The 13,558-nt window shown below is 45.6% G+C and carries 13 protein-coding genes and 1 pseudogene; 7 read left to right on the top strand and 7 right to left on the bottom strand.

The window, feature by feature from the left end; genetic code table 11:
- The first annotated feature begins 190 nt into the window (after window positions 1–190).
- Window positions 191–1,003 (top strand): hypothetical protein, encoded by an 813-nt coding sequence (locus tag H509_RS0122060; RefSeq protein ID WP_028546981.1) that lies wholly within the window; start codon window positions 191–193, stop codon window positions 1,001–1,003.
- A gap of 556 nt (window positions 1,004–1,559) precedes the next feature.
- Here the strand turns inward: H509_RS0122060 and H509_RS0122050 are convergent.
- The 3 genes from H509_RS0122050 to H509_RS0122040 are packed head-to-tail and all read right to left on the bottom strand — an operon-like array spanning window position 1,560 to window position 2,858.
- On the bottom strand, window positions 1,560–2,048 hold the full coding sequence (locus tag H509_RS0122050) for a DinB family protein (protein WP_028546979.1): 489 nt from the start codon (window positions 2,046–2,048) through the stop codon (window positions 1,560–1,562).
- A gap of 1 nt (window position 2,049) precedes the next feature.
- Window positions 2,050–2,379, bottom strand: coding sequence for a hypothetical protein (locus H509_RS0122045; RefSeq protein WP_028546978.1), 330 nt, complete (start codon window positions 2,377–2,379; stop codon window positions 2,050–2,052).
- Between the two features lie 23 nt (window positions 2,380–2,402).
- Window positions 2,403–2,858 carry a GNAT family N-acetyltransferase gene (locus tag H509_RS0122040; protein ID WP_028546977.1) on the bottom strand — a complete coding sequence of 152 codons (456 nt, stop codon included), beginning with the start codon at window positions 2,856–2,858 and terminating at the stop codon, window positions 2,403–2,405.
- Between the two features lie 241 nt (window positions 2,859–3,099).
- On the opposite strand from H509_RS0122040, the gene H509_RS0122035 reads away from it, so the two are divergent.
- Entirely contained in the window at window positions 3,100–3,786 is a 687-nt protein-coding gene (locus H509_RS0122035; RefSeq protein ID WP_028546976.1) for an MIP/aquaporin family protein, read from the top strand.
- Between the two features lie 220 nt (window positions 3,787–4,006).
- On the opposite strand, the gene H509_RS0122030 is transcribed toward H509_RS0122035, so the two are convergent.
- The 3 genes from H509_RS0122030 to pdxR (H509_RS26315) all read right to left on the bottom strand — a co-directional run bounded on the left by H509_RS0122030 (window position 4,007) and on the right by pdxR (H509_RS26315) (window position 6,948).
- Entirely contained in the window at window positions 4,007–4,477 is a 471-nt protein-coding gene (locus H509_RS0122030) for a DinB family protein (protein WP_051287519.1), read from the bottom strand.
- Window positions 4,478–4,646: 169 nt separating this feature from the next.
- Window positions 4,647–5,432 (bottom strand): helix-turn-helix domain-containing protein, encoded by a 786-nt coding sequence (locus H509_RS0122025; protein WP_028546974.1) that lies wholly within the window; start codon window positions 5,430–5,432, stop codon window positions 4,647–4,649.
- 13 nt (window positions 5,433–5,445) lie between these two features.
- Window positions 5,446–6,948 carry a MocR-like pyridoxine biosynthesis transcription factor PdxR gene (pdxR, locus tag H509_RS26315; RefSeq protein ID WP_051287518.1) on the bottom strand — a complete coding sequence of 501 codons (1,503 nt, stop codon included), beginning with the start codon at window positions 6,946–6,948 and terminating at the stop codon, window positions 5,446–5,448.
- A 144-nt stretch (window positions 6,949–7,092) separates the two neighbouring features.
- On the opposite strand from pdxR (H509_RS26315), the gene H509_RS0122015 reads away from it, so the two are divergent.
- The 4 genes from H509_RS0122015 to H509_RS0122000 all read left to right on the top strand — a co-directional run bounded on the left by H509_RS0122015 (window position 7,093) and on the right by H509_RS0122000 (window position 11,529).
- Entirely contained in the window at window positions 7,093–7,722 is a 630-nt protein-coding gene (locus H509_RS0122015; protein ID WP_028546973.1) for a pyridoxamine 5'-phosphate oxidase family protein, read from the top strand.
- A 139-nt stretch (window positions 7,723–7,861) separates the two neighbouring features.
- The gene (locus tag H509_RS0122010) at window positions 7,862–9,157 is read left to right on the top strand and encodes an aminotransferase class I/II-fold pyridoxal phosphate-dependent enzyme (protein WP_028546972.1); all 1,296 of its coding nucleotides are present in this window, start codon (window positions 7,862–7,864) and stop codon (window positions 9,155–9,157) included.
- A gap of 100 nt (window positions 9,158–9,257) precedes the next feature.
- The gene (gene pdxR, locus H509_RS0122005) at window positions 9,258–10,655 is read left to right on the top strand and encodes a MocR-like pyridoxine biosynthesis transcription factor PdxR (protein WP_028546971.1); all 1,398 of its coding nucleotides are present in this window, start codon (window positions 9,258–9,260) and stop codon (window positions 10,653–10,655) included.
- A 103-nt stretch (window positions 10,656–10,758) separates the two neighbouring features.
- Window positions 10,759–11,529 carry an HAD-IIB family hydrolase gene (locus H509_RS0122000; protein WP_028546970.1) on the top strand — a complete coding sequence of 257 codons (771 nt, stop codon included), beginning with the start codon at window positions 10,759–10,761 and terminating at the stop codon, window positions 11,527–11,529.
- Window positions 11,530–11,571: 42 nt separating this feature from the next.
- Here H509_RS0122000 and H509_RS0121995 read toward each other — a convergent pair whose 3' ends face one another.
- Window positions 11,572–12,069, bottom strand: coding sequence for an 8-oxo-dGTP diphosphatase (locus H509_RS0121995; protein ID WP_028546969.1), 498 nt, complete (start codon window positions 12,067–12,069; stop codon window positions 11,572–11,574).
- Between the two features lie 318 nt (window positions 12,070–12,387).
- Here H509_RS0121995 and H509_RS28245 point away from each other — a divergent pair.
- A pseudogene (locus H509_RS28245) lies at window positions 12,388–12,637 on the top strand (hypothetical protein); the annotation flags it as partial.
- Window positions 12,638–13,558 lie beyond the last annotated feature (921 nt).

Raw genomic sequence — 13,558 nt, 5'->3', positions numbered from 1 at the left:
GCTTATATTGAGTGTTGGGGTTCATAACCAAGACTTTATAATTAAGTGCCAAAATATACCTACGTATTTAGTAATGGGTCAATATAACCAAATATATTCTATTAACAATAATTAGTAAAAAACACGTAGAACAACTTGGACATTTATGTTAATATATGAAAACCCTAAAGAAAAGGAGTTGATTGCTAGGATGAAAAAAGTATTAAAAACAAGTCTTTCTGTCGCATTGCTATTTACCTTAATTGTGCCCGTTGTTACGGCCGCAACAGACAACTCTAGTGTAACTCAATTTACAGAAGTTAAGACATCAGGGGCTTTAAAGACAAAAGTTGGAGCTTACCAAGGGGACAACACCATCATTATTGACCCTAAAGGTAACAAAACAACGGTCGGTGAACTCAAGAAGTTAACAAGCTTCTACACAACGAAATTTTCCAAAAACACCCTACAACTTCCTCTACAAACTGTCCCACAAACTGCACAAGTAACTCCACTTTCAACTGACTACGGAAGAGCACAGCCTTATTACCAACAAAATTCTCAAAACATTAACTGCTACGGTTACGCTGCTGGATTTCCATGGGCAATGAACCCTGGTGATGGAGATAATGTTTCGAATGTAAATGATGCTAAATATTTTACTGACGTTAACTACACAGCTGGACTCGTCGTTAAAGACGGGAATACTAACGCCTTATATTTTAAAGCTCCGTGGAGAATACTTGCCAGTAGAACATCTTCAGTAAATAGCGATGAGCATCGTATCGCTTTCAGAATTGGCTGGATTGATGCAAACAATAACGGTAAAGTTGATCTCAGCAGTGATGTGGTAGACTATCACTTCATGACTCAAAATGACACTGGTAAATGGTCTGAAAAACATGGTCAGCTACCATCCATAAACACAGCCATTTCTGATCCAAGCAATTTTAGCTGGGATCTTGGCCCTTATAGTAACTTTTATAATAGCTCAACGGTATACATTGCTATAAGACATTACTAATTTATCCAAACGTGTATTATAAAAAAGGAGTCTTCGAAGGTATTCAAAGGCTCCTTTTTTATAAATTAAGGCTTCTTGTTATGCAGGAAATATTGAATGTGTTTGTAGACATCTTCACGAATTTTCACATCAAGATTATGCTCATAAATGTTAATGTCAAGGAACTGACCATTTTCATATTCATATCTGAATATTTTAATCCCCGATCCAATATCCTTAGTGTTTCCTAATGTGTTAATCAATTCTTTGTACGTCATATCCTTTGTTATTTTAGCCAATTGAGACGACGTTATTTTTTTTATCTCATTTGTTAATCCTAGAATTTCATTATTATTTGTTTCATGAGACTGCGTGTTATGGTTAGAGCATCCAAGTAATGTCGTTATTAAAGGAAAAAAAACTAAAATAAAAAAAAGTGTATTTTTCCGAACATGCATTGCAACGCCCACTTCCTTTTTGGTAGTGTGTATCGTTTACAAATAAAACATCTCTTAGACCTTTAATTGTTATCATTTTCTTTCCCGATTTATATGCAAAGTCTTCTTTTTTATTATTTTTATTCAAACAAAGCTACTTTCGGCTCGCGAACATGTTCAGCCATCATCATATGCAGTTGTGCACGATGATGGTACAAGTGACCAACCATCTCCATTAACCATTCGTAGCGGGAGTAACTAACTCCCCAATAGGATGTTGTCATCTCCTGAAGCTCCGCCTCGGAATATGCTCCATAAATAGATTCCAGTTGATGAAGTCCAGCCAATGTCACTTCTTTTGCATGTTGTAGGGTTCGGGGTTCGTACTCCTTATAGAACACACGCATCGCTTCTTCGCTCTCACCCTCGGCAATTCGTATATCCGCCATACAAATCATGGATAAGTGTACGATTAATCCCCGTAAAGAACGCTTATTTGCTATCGGTGATATGTCCAACTCTGAATCTGTCAACTGATCCATCATCGTAACTATCGAATGTACTGCGACTTTAAGTTGGTGCAATGCAGCCTCTACGTATGGATTCACTTGAGGACTCACATCCGCCACCTCAGTCACCACCTATGATCATATGCTCGGTTAATCGTTTGCATGTTTCTTCGTATACTTTTGGTCGCTGCGGGTCCAATATTGCCATGAACTGCTGGTATAACGATTCCAGCTCTACATTTCGATTCAAGATGTCCATTGCTGCTTCGTACACCTGCTCATTTTCATACATCTGAATCTCGACAAACTTGGTCGGCTCCTCCTCACAACGAACATGAAGCATCGTGTAGTCAACGACCGTTTTATAAATCTGGTCGGACCGGTCCACAATCGTCAGGCACTTGTTTAATTGACTAGGTTGAACATAATAGCGATAAATTTTAATAAACACGGTCCTTTGCCTCCATAAATCCCTTACTTGTTGTCTTCATAACCGCTCACTAGCATCTTCTTAAATCCTTTAACATCTACAGTATAACCTAACGCCTCATAGAAGCGATGCGCTTCCGTTCGTTGCGCTCCGGATATAAGCATCATACAAGTACAATCACATCTACGTGCAAGATGCTCCGCATGCTCCATCAACTTGTTGCCAATACCCAGTCTTCTGAAACGAGAGGAGACAACTACATTTTCAATCAGCATAAAGGGCTGACAATTTCCAACTAGATCCGAACACAAAACACACATAATCGAACCTGCCAATTCTCCCTCACACTTGGCGCCGAGCAGCATATATTGGGGGTTCGCTGCGATTCGCTCAAATACGGTTTCCATACGGCTTAAGCTGCTCGCAACCCCCATCAGTTCTTCGTAAAGTCCACTTAAAGCTATTAAATCCTCACGGCTAATCGGTTCAATCGTAATCATTCTGTCGCCTTCTTTCTGGATGATCCTCTTTGTTCAATGCCCTTCAACGACAAACTTTTACTTTATTTCTTCTTCCTTCGCTTCTTACAAATACGATATGCGCTCCGGATAAATTCGCTGATTATTGTATACGCATGGGGACTTTAAGGCATGATAAAGCCAATTAACAGCAAATTCAAAGCATAGAAAGAAAGTCCTAAGAATACGATGAAATTGACATTGATCATAAAGGAGGTTAAGTATGTCATTTAAAAAATATATAGCCGAGTTCATAGGAACGTTCGTGCTTGTTCTGTTTGGGTGTGGCAGTGCAGCAACAGCTGGTGGCGAGCTTGGCTATCTTGGAATCGCATTTGCTTTTGGTCTATCAATCGTTGCTATGGCCTACGTAATTGGACCGGTTTCAGGATGTCATATTAATCCGGCTGTTTCGTTGGCAATGTTACTTACCCGAAAATGCTCAGGTGGTGATTTCATCGGTTACGTCATTGCTCAGCTTCTTGGAGCTGTATCCGCATCAGGAATTCTCTATGCTATTATCAGCTCAACGGGCACAACAACTGTAACCAATCTCGGGCAAAATGGCTTTGGCACAGGCTATGGAATCGGAATTACGGTGGGAATAGCTGTTATGGTTGAGATCATTCTAACCTTTGTGTTTATTTACACCATTCTCGGCGTCACTTCCAGTTCCAATAACAGCAGCATAGCCGGGTTGGTCATCGGATTTACACTTGCATTCGTCCACATTCTAGGCATCGGGCTTACTGGTACCTCGGTTAATCCAGCAAGAAGCTTCGGGCCTGCAATTTTGCTAGGTGGAGAGGCCCTATCTGAACTGTGGGTATTTATTGTGGCTCCACTCATCGGTGCGATTGTAGCCGTTCTAGCCTATAAAATAATAAACCAGCGGCGTCAGCAAGTATAACCAAATAAAGCAAACCAATCAAATAAAGCACCTTTTTGTCGCCCCAAAAAAAGGTACATACAAGTAATACAATTAGCAGGAGTGCAGTAGCTGCACTCCTTTAAACCTTTGCCACATCTAAATCAAAAACCTTTTCCTGTCCTTCACTAGTCCGTTATGGCGTATTAAGGCTAGCCTCACTTGGTCACACTTCATCACACTTAGTCATACTAAAACGACATCATGACAATGAATGTTCTTCCAAAAATCGCTTGATCTGATTCATATGATGACGGTCATGATGCTCAAAGTCTTCGATGTAACTATCTACTGAAAGCTTACCGCTTCCATGCTCGATCTTATATTCTTCTTCAGGGATGCGTTGGAGCGCCGCTATAATAGCTGCTCTATTTTGGACTGTCAGCTCGAGTAATTTATCCTTGGAAACGGTTTTGCTATATTCGCTCGCCTCGCGATTAAACTGTTCAAAATCAACCTTCTTTAATGTTAATGATTCATGTTGAGCTATCCGTAAAACTGCACCTTCGTAAAAAAAGCGATCCCATAACGCGATATGCCCTATAATTTCGCATGTAGACCATTTTCCTTCTTGTAACGGAGTCAACCAAGTCAATTCATCCAGAAGTTTTAGTGATTCCACAAATGAAATGAGTTCCTTCATAATCGAAATCTTCTCTTGTTTCGTAGTCATTAATTCATCCTCCAATATCGGCTTCATCTTTCTCTGTGACAGCTTCTAGTATAGAAAATAAATAATATCGCTTTCTTATTGCCTCGCAATTATGGCGCTTCATACTTCTGATTCTTCTACCCAAGTGAAATCTTGAAGCCCTGAACTCCATAACGACACAATACACAACTTATCGGATTTCGGAAGGGCTGCGTCCAGTATACTGCTTGAATTGACGACTAAAGAAAAAAATATCGCGATAACCAAGTGCATCCGCTACCTCTGTCACATTCATCCCAGCGTGATGCAGCAAATGTTCTGCTCGCTCAATCCGCGAGCGGATAATATAACTTTGGACAGACATCCCAATCAGTTCTTTGAATTTCACAGAGAAATAACGCGGCGACAAATGCGCACGCGCTGACAAATCTTCAATGCGATGGGACATGCTCGGATTTTGCCTAATAAAATTGGCGATTTCATGAATGGAAACCGCTAATTGATGGCTCGTATTACGTTCACTTGGCTCTTCTTGATCTGTACGCAGCAAGTAGATCATCATCTGCTTGAGAACAAGCTGAATCTCAATATCGTAGCCATAAGGCTTTGTCATATATAGTCGGACAAAACGAGCCAGCAAATGTTCAAAATCAACCGTCTCGGTTAATTCACGATACGCCACAGGCACTAGAGCAACCGGTTCCTCCACATCAAAGTGAATATACGTTAGCGTAAGCGGCTTCTGTGGATTATGTGTTGCACTTGTATGATCGCCCGCCCGGAACATAAAGCAGCTCCCTTTACTCACTTGATAGGGCACATCATTTAAAACTACTTCTCCTTCGCCACTCCACACGTAAAACAAATCATAATTGGCCATCGGTTTTTCCCGCTTTTGCCATTTCCAATTCGGCTCACATGTAATTTTGGCAATTGCAGGCTTCCAGACGTAAGAAGTCGGCGCGGCATTCAACATGTCGTTGCCTCCTTTATTTATCCATTTGCATATTTTTCTGTTGAAATACGGCCTCCCATGCTAAGCGCATACGCTCGCAAGCTATCGTCCACGCGGCTTCATCTACATGGGACAAGCCAAATAATACGCTAACAGGGGCAACTGCCTCCCCTAAATTGTAGTGTCTCCCATCTTGCCAAACAACACCCCTGCGTGCAGCTTCATCACAAAACGGCTGATACATCGCTGATGGCTGCTTCCACCGTGCATATAAATGGAGACCTACATCCTCAGCATACCATTTAAACAAATGACTTACATTATCCTGCATGATCCGGCAATATATTTGTACTTTTCGACGATGCTCCCGATTAATACGCCTCAGATGCCGCTCGTATTCACCACTATTCATAAAAAGCGCAAGCGCAACATACTCCACACGTTCATACTCATTATAACTATACAAGCGAAGTGCAGATTGAACAGGCGCAAGCAGCGTCTCAGGCAAAACCATGTAACCTATACGAAGCTTCGCGCTCAAGGTACGCGTGAAAGAGCCAACATAAATAACACGGCTATGTCGATCCATCGACTGCAAAGGTTCGTAACGCTTGCCACCAAATCCAAACTCACTATCGTAATCATCCTCTATAATCCACTTTTGTCCGCTCTGAGCCCACCTCAACAGTTCGCTGCGAGCAGAAACACTCATCGTACGGCCCGTTGGAAAATGTCGATTGGGGGTCACGATTGCTAATCGTGCCTCGGAACTTTGCAGCAGCTCGCTAAGTTGTGACTCCATCTCAACTGCAAAGTACAGAGGTTCACCCCCTGCCGCTCGGACAGCTTGATGGATGCCTCTGTAGCCAGGCGTCTCCATTAACACAGCGTCACCTTGTCTCGCGAGCAATTGCACCAGCAGCGTTAAAGCATGTTTGGAACCATGTGTGAGCACGATACGATCAGGTGATGCATACACGCCACGGTGACGCATCAGATGAGCAGCAATGGCGTGCTGTAGCGGATGAAGTCCAGCATTACCTAGTTGTGCAGATGGTTGCTGCCAATCCATTTCACGAATAGCCTGTCGCAAGCAGCGCTGCCAATCCACCACTGGAAAACGGTGACTTGAACTCCCGCCAACACTAAGATCAATCGTTTTCGGTGCAGGCAGATTTGACAAACGATTAGGTACGGTGCATTCTGCTTGAACAACTCTTTCTGCCCATTCCGATAATGTGACTTCCTGAGCGACTTGTTCGGTCAACGAAGGCTGCTGCAGCTTCAACATGCGAGCTACTCTCGTATGGCTGCCTTGGGCCGCTTCTGCGTAACCTTCCGATATAAGGCGATCATACGCCGAGAGGACCGTTCCTCTCGACATCGATAGTTGCTTAGCCACTTCACGTGTTGAAGCCAATGGAACACCGCTTATCAATTTACCTTCCAAGATGTGCTGCCTAATGGAGCGGTATAAGGCTTCACCTTTTCCATATCCCATTTCCAACCATGTCGTGTATGCAGCTAAGCCGTTCATGAGTTTGTCTCCTTCGTACTTGATATCATGAAACTGGTACATTCATATTAATCCAAATTGGATCTTATTGCATGTTCACTTTTTGCGATATGCTCATAAGCATGAATTAAGGATACCGATACAACAATCAGGGAGGCGAGCCATTTGAGACGGGCAGAATTTGAAGTACAAGGTCAAAAATTAATTAACGATTTTTTGAAAGAGCAGCCTTATGGCGTTCTTGGAACGACGGGAGAGGACGGTTATCCACGACTAACGCCTATTATGTACATTCATGTGCCGGAGCAAAATGCAGTGTACTTCCACAGCAGTCGTAAAGGCGAGAAAGTCGAGCAGTTAAAACGGTGTCCAAAAGCCTCATTTAACGTTTCGGAAATGCATGCCCTCATTCCTTCCCATTTTGTAGATCCGGTATTTGCCTGCCCAGCCACTACTTTTTTCAGATCTGTACACATTAAAGGTACGATGTCGATTGTTAACGATCCGGTTGAAAAAACAACATTTTTCACAGCGTTTATGGAGAAATTGCAGCCTGAAGGTGGATATGAGCCATTTGACTGGACGATGTCTGGTTATGCCAAACAAGAATCTGCCCTCTTTATTTACAAACTAAATATCGAGGATCTTACTGCTAAATTTAAGTTTGGTCAAAACTTACCCGAAAAAAAGCATCAAATGGTAAAGCAAGGATTGACGAATAGACAGGCTCCTGGAGATGCGGAAACGATCGCATGGATGGAAAAGCTGGACCTTCGGCGTTGTCCTTTCTCTTAATACACCCGTAAACAAAGATGAGACAAAAAGAATCCCCGCTAAAGGAACTGATTTCCAAATCACAATGACGAATGATCAAGCTTAATGGTATAATAGGGTCATTAGTTCAATTCAGAATGAAGTTGGAAGGATGGAAAAGATGAACCCACTCGCTCACCAGTTAAACGAAACGATTCGTCAGGAAAATGAACAAATTTTCAGCATGTTGTCCCGCTTGGGCCAACTCATTTACTTTCCTAAGGAAGGCATATTAAGCCAATCGGCGGAGGCAGCAAGCAAAGCAAAGCTGTTTAATGCCACGATTGGTATTGCAATCGAAGACAAAGCTCCGATGCACCTGAAGGTCATCCAAGATCAACTGTCAGCGTTTAACCCGAAGGACATCTATCCATATGCACCTCCTGCAGGCAAGCCTGAGCTTCGCAAGCTGTGGCGCGAGAAAATGTTAAAGGAGAACCCTTCCCTTGTTGGCAAAAACATTAGCAATCCGATCGTAACCAATGCCTTGACACATGGCTTAAGTATTGTGGCAGACCTGTTTGCGGACGATGGTGATGTGGTCATTTTGCCCGACAAAAACTGGGAGAACTACGAATTAACGTTTAACATTCGTCGGGGAGCCGAGATGGTGTACTACCCGCTCTACAATGACGAGTGGAAGTTTAACAGCGAGGCTTTGCGTGCATCTCTGCTCGCGAATCGTGATAAAGGCAAAGCTATTGTTGTGCTTAATTTCCCGAACAATCCGACGGGATATACGCCAGGCCGAGAAGAAGGCGAGAAGATCGTAGCTGTCATCAAGGAAGCAGCAGAAGCCGGCATGAAGCTGGTTGTCGTTACTGATGATGCCTATTTCGGGCTATTTTTCGAGGACTCCGTGCACGAATCACTCTTTGGCACCTTGGCCTCCATTCATCCTAATGTACTGGCTGTTAAAGTTGACGGTGCCACGAAGGAAGAATACGTATGGGGCTTCCGTGTAGGATTTATTACTTATGCCTCAACATCTGATTCCCTGCTTGCCGCATTGGAGCAGAAGACGATGGGTATTATTCGTTCCACCATCTCAAGCGGTCCGCACCCATCCCAGACCTTTGTGCTGCATGCGCTGCAATCGCCTGACTTTGAATCCCAAAAGCAAGAGAAGTTTAACATTATGAAAGGCCGTGCCAATAAAGTGAAATCGCTGCTAGATAGCGGTAAATACAACGGCGTATGGTCTTACTATCCATTTAATTCGGGCTATTTCATGTGTCTGAAGCTGGATCATGTGAATGCGGAGACGCTTCGCCTTCATTTGTTAGACCATTACGGTATTGGTACGATCGCACTTGGGGATACCGACTTGCGAGTTGCATTCTCTTGTATTGAAGAAGAGAACCTAGAAGAGCTATTTGACAAAATTTATCAAGGTGTACTGGATTTGCAATCCTAACTCTATTTATATAGTCGTGCTGAAAGGGCCACAGTTGTCGGATGATGATCCGCTTCTCTGGCCCTTGAATTTATTCTACATATCAGTCTGGAGATACGTCATGACAACGCTCACGTTGCCGTTGGAATCTGCTCATTTACCGATGTATAAGCGGATTTTTGATTATTTGAAGGCAGAAATAAGAAATGGACATTGGAAAGCAGGCAGTACCTTGCCGTCTATTCGGAAGTGCGCACTGGAATTACATGTAAACAAAAATACAGTAGATGCTGCTTATCAGCTTTTATTGTCAGAGGGTTATATATATAGTGTTCCCAAAAAGGGATACGTAGTCGCTCCCTTAGCTGATACGGTATTGTCGAACAGTATCAAGCCACCAGCTCCTTCGACCGTCAACACACCTGAAATAATAGATTTTAAGTATGGTAACGTGGAGCTGCGTCACTTCCCGATCTCCGTCTGGAATCGTCTGCGAAGCCGCCTTTTCAAGCAATTTGCCGAACAGTACGAGGCCGTAGGCAATCCTTATGGTGAAGCAGCTTTGCGCAGCGAAATTACAAAATTAGTACATAGTGCAAGAGGTATTCATGTCCGTGAAGATCAGATAATTATCGGGTCCACTCCACAACAGCTAGTGACCGTATTGGCGCAGTTACTCGACAGGGAACACATTCGACTAGGTGTCGAGAACCCGGGTTACGATGGAGCACGACTCGTTTTTCATAATATGGGATATGATGTTACAGGCATTCCGCTGTTAGAGGACGGAATTGATCTGGATTTTGCTGAACGTTCAGGATTTAATGCACTTTACGTCAGTTCATCGCAGCAGTTTACAAGCAAGCTGGTAATGCCGCTCCACAAGCGGATGCAATTAGCGGCTTGGGCATCCGCCCATAAAAACCGTTGGCTAATCGAGGACGATTACGAATGGGAATATCGGTATGCGGAAACGCCGCTTCCATCCATTTGCAGCATAGAGGGTCTGCACAATAAGATTTATATCGGTTCTCTATCGAAATCTATTTTGCCGTTATGTCATGTCAGCTATATGATTCTCCCACACTCACTTATAGAGGTTATGGATAACAAACTGTCAGAATACGATCAACCCGTATCAAGACTGGATCAGCTCACATTAGCAGCCTTTCTGGCAGAAGGATGTTGGCACAAACATATAGCTCGTATGCGTAAATATTATGAGCAGAAGATGAAACAGCTACAGCAGGCCATTCTAACCTATATGGGAGATTCGGTTTCCATTCAAGGCAAAGATATGGGCATGCACGTTTTTTTGGAAGTTCATCTCGAATGTACTGAAGAAGAATTGCTCGCACAAGCACATGCAGCAGGCGTACGTGTGTATGGTACATCCAGATACTGGACAGAAGCAACTACGCGCTGGCCTGCGGTGCTGCTTGGTGTTGGTACTTTAGACGAAGCGGAGATGATTGCCGGTGTAAAGCTGCTCGCATCCAGTTGGTTTCCTTCATCTTAGGCGCATCCCGTCTTGTCCCACTTCACTAGTGAGAATCTGTACCTTTCTGACTGTTGGCAAAAGTTTTACACTTGAAAGGTACAATCAGACACGAGGTGAGCAAATGAATTTCATTTTTGATATCGACGGTACGATCTGCTTTAAGGGTGAGCCTGTCAGCCAGCCCATTCAAGATGCGCTGTTCAAGCTGAGAGAACAAGGCCACGTTGTCGGTTTTGCATCAGCTAGACCATGTCGAGACATGTTACCTGTATTAAACAAGCAATTGCATGATTGCTTAATGATCGGCGCTAATGGTGCTATGACTTATTATAAACATGAGCTCGTACAGCTTCATTCTATTCCACCATCTATCTTAGAAGAGCTTATAAGCATAAGTGGCGCGTATAAAGCCTCTTACTTGATTGATTTGGCGTGGGATTATCATTATACGGGTGATCAAAACCATCCCTTTTTAGCTAAAGTAGACCCAGAAGGCCGTGCAGCTAGTGTGAACTTAACTCCAGAGACTAAAGCAGCAAAATTCCTTGTCACAAGCTGTACGGAACCAGCAGCGCTTCATCAAGCGCTTACTGCGTTGCCGATTAGTATTCATCACCATTCAGATGAGGAGATCGTAGATATTACCGCAGAGGGTGTAGACAAGATGGCTGCATTACGACAATTTGGTATAGAGGAAGGTCAGTTCATATGCTTTGGTAACGATACGAACGATCTCCCTATGTTCCTCCACGCCGCGTACTCCGTCATGATCGGTGATCACCCTGAGCTTCACAAGCTCGCATCGGCACAAATTAATATAGGGTCAAACATCGAGAACCAGATCGTTACCATGTTGTCGGAATTAAGCACACAAGCAGCCATTTCGCCCTGAGCGGGCAGGCTGCTTTTCTTAGTTATGTTCCCTGCTTCAATTTTATGAAATAGATGTATACTGCTTTGTCGTCCGATCCAACGTTAGTTGCTTCTGTTCGCTCCAAACGGAACTAATTTCAAATATCCCGGGTTCAAAAAACAAGGGGAATCTGCTTCGAAACCAATCCTGCATAGGAAGTTCCAGCGCCTGCTCACGATGAACCCATATTAATTCGCCCTCTGGTGGATACTTCAGCAGTTCCCCCTCATGAGAAGTCGATAAATAGTTAAAAACCATATACCGCAGCCCTGTATCCGATTCACAAAATTCTACTAACCCTTTATATTGAATCTCCTTTACGATAAGTCCTGTCTCTTCATACACTTCGCGAATCGCACCATTTACGATACTTTCGGGGAAATCCACCTTGCCGCCTGGTGCAATGTAACCTGGAAAACCTCGCTTATCCGGCCTGTTCAAAAGTAATACGTTGTCTCCTTCTGCTATCATGCACATCGTGTAAAGTTGGTAGGTAACATCTGTTGACATGTCATTCATCTCCAATATTCAACTCGTACTCGCTATGGATCAAGTAGTCTACTTTAAATATCAGCTGTGAGTACAAAATAATTTCTGTATTCCCTATCATCTTAAAATTAAAAAGCAGCGTTGGCAATTGTTCGCATTACTACTTTTCCCCGTTTGCAGCCACTGTTATGGTCGAGTGGAGCGTGGCCAAGATAGCCGTCCATGCTGTGCACGACCCTACCTATTCATACATAGAATATTGCTGTAATCGGTATTGCCGATTTGCTAGGCTACCATGCCTATTATTTAAAAATAAATAACAAATTAACTATCTATGATAAAGGAAGGATGCTTATGCAGCATAATAGGCCGCAAAGTTACTCCATATTTCCGCCTCAAAGCTGCAATTCGATATTTCCTCCACCTCCTCATCCACCTCCCATTATAGGGCCATCCGGCCCCACTGGGCCTACTGGTGCTACAGGGATTACAGGGGCTACTGGGGCTACAGGACCCGTGGGTCCCGCAGGTCCAAGAGGAGCTACTGGGGCTACCGGCGGTACAGGAGCAACGGGTGCTACCGGAGCCACTGGGGCCACTGGCGCTACTGGAGCCACCGGCGCTACGGGCGACACCGGGGCTACCGGTGACACGGGAGCCACAGGCCCTACCGGTGACACCGGGGCTACGGGCGCTACGGGAGCCACAGGCCCTACCGGTGACACCGGGGCTACGGGCGCTACTGGCGGCACCGGAGCCACTGGCGCTACTGGCGACACCGGGGCTACGGGCGCTACGGGCGACACTGGAGCCACGGGTGCTACTGGCGGCACCGGCGACACCGGAGCCACTGGCGCTACTGGTGGCACTGGCGCCACGGGCGCTACTGGCGACACCGGGGCCACGGGCCCTACTGGTGACACCGGCGCCACGGGCTCTACTGGCGACACCGGGGCCACTGGCGCTACGGGCGACACCGGGGGTACGGGTGCTACGGGCGACACTGGAGCCACGGGTGCTACGGGCGACACCGGGGCTACGGGCGCTACTGGCGGCACTGGGGCCACTGGTGCTACCGGGGCTACGGGCGGCACCGGAGCCACTGGCGCTACGGGCGGCACCGGAGCCACTGGCGCTACGGGCGACACCGGGGACACCGGCGCTACGGGCGACACTGGAGCCACGGGTGCTACTGGCGGCACCGGAGCCACTGGCGCTACGGGCGGCACCGGAGCCACTGGCGCTACTGGCGACACCGGGGCTACGGGCGCTACGGGCGACACTGGAGCCACGGGTGCTACTGGCGACACCGGAGCCACTGGCGCTACTGGCGGCACCGGAGCCACTGGCGCTACGGGCGACACTGGGGCCACGGGCGCTACCGGCGGCACCGGGGCCACGGGCGCCACTGGCGCCACGGGCGACACTGGCGCTACTGGCGACACCGGCGCTACTGGCGACACTGGAGCCACCGGCGCCACCGGCGCTACCGGTGACACGGGAGCCACTGGCGCTACTG

Origin of the sequence: Paenibacillus taiwanensis DSM 18679 (assembly GCF_000425125.1) — a bacterium.
Taxonomy (GTDB): domain Bacteria; phylum Bacillota; class Bacilli; order Paenibacillales; family Paenibacillaceae; genus Paenibacillus_B; species Paenibacillus_B taiwanensis.
This window is presented reverse-complemented; position numbering and strand designations above follow the sequence as displayed.

Excerpts from the sequence above, each read along its gene's own strand:
- H509_RS0122060 (WP_028546981.1), top strand. The coding sequence starts at position 191 with ATGAAAAAAGTATTAAAAACAAGTCTTTCTGTCGCATTGCTATTTACC.
- H509_RS0122040 (WP_028546977.1), bottom strand. The coding sequence starts at position 2,858 with ATGATTACGATTGAACCGATTAGCCGTGAGGATTTAATAGCTTTAAGT.
- H509_RS0122035 (WP_028546976.1), top strand. The coding sequence starts at position 3,100 with ATGTCATTTAAAAAATATATAGCCGAGTTCATAGGAACGTTCGTGCTT.
- H509_RS0122030 (WP_051287519.1), bottom strand. The coding sequence starts at position 4,477 with ATGACTACGAAACAAGAGAAGATTTCGATTATGAAGGAACTCATTTCA.
- H509_RS0122025 (WP_028546974.1), bottom strand. The coding sequence starts at position 5,432 with ATGTTGAATGCCGCGCCGACTTCTTACGTCTGGAAGCCTGCAATTGCC.
- pdxR (WP_051287518.1), bottom strand. The coding sequence starts at position 6,948 with ATGAACGGCTTAGCTGCATACACGACATGGTTGGAAATGGGATATGGA.
- H509_RS0122010 (WP_028546972.1), top strand. The coding sequence starts at position 7,862 with ATGAACCCACTCGCTCACCAGTTAAACGAAACGATTCGTCAGGAAAAT.
- pdxR (WP_028546971.1), top strand. The coding sequence starts at position 9,258 with ATGACAACGCTCACGTTGCCGTTGGAATCTGCTCATTTACCGATGTAT.
- H509_RS0122000 (WP_028546970.1), top strand. The coding sequence starts at position 10,759 with ATGAATTTCATTTTTGATATCGACGGTACGATCTGCTTTAAGGGTGAG.
- H509_RS0121995 (WP_028546969.1), bottom strand. The coding sequence starts at position 12,069 with ATGAATGACATGTCAACAGATGTTACCTACCAACTTTACACGATGTGC.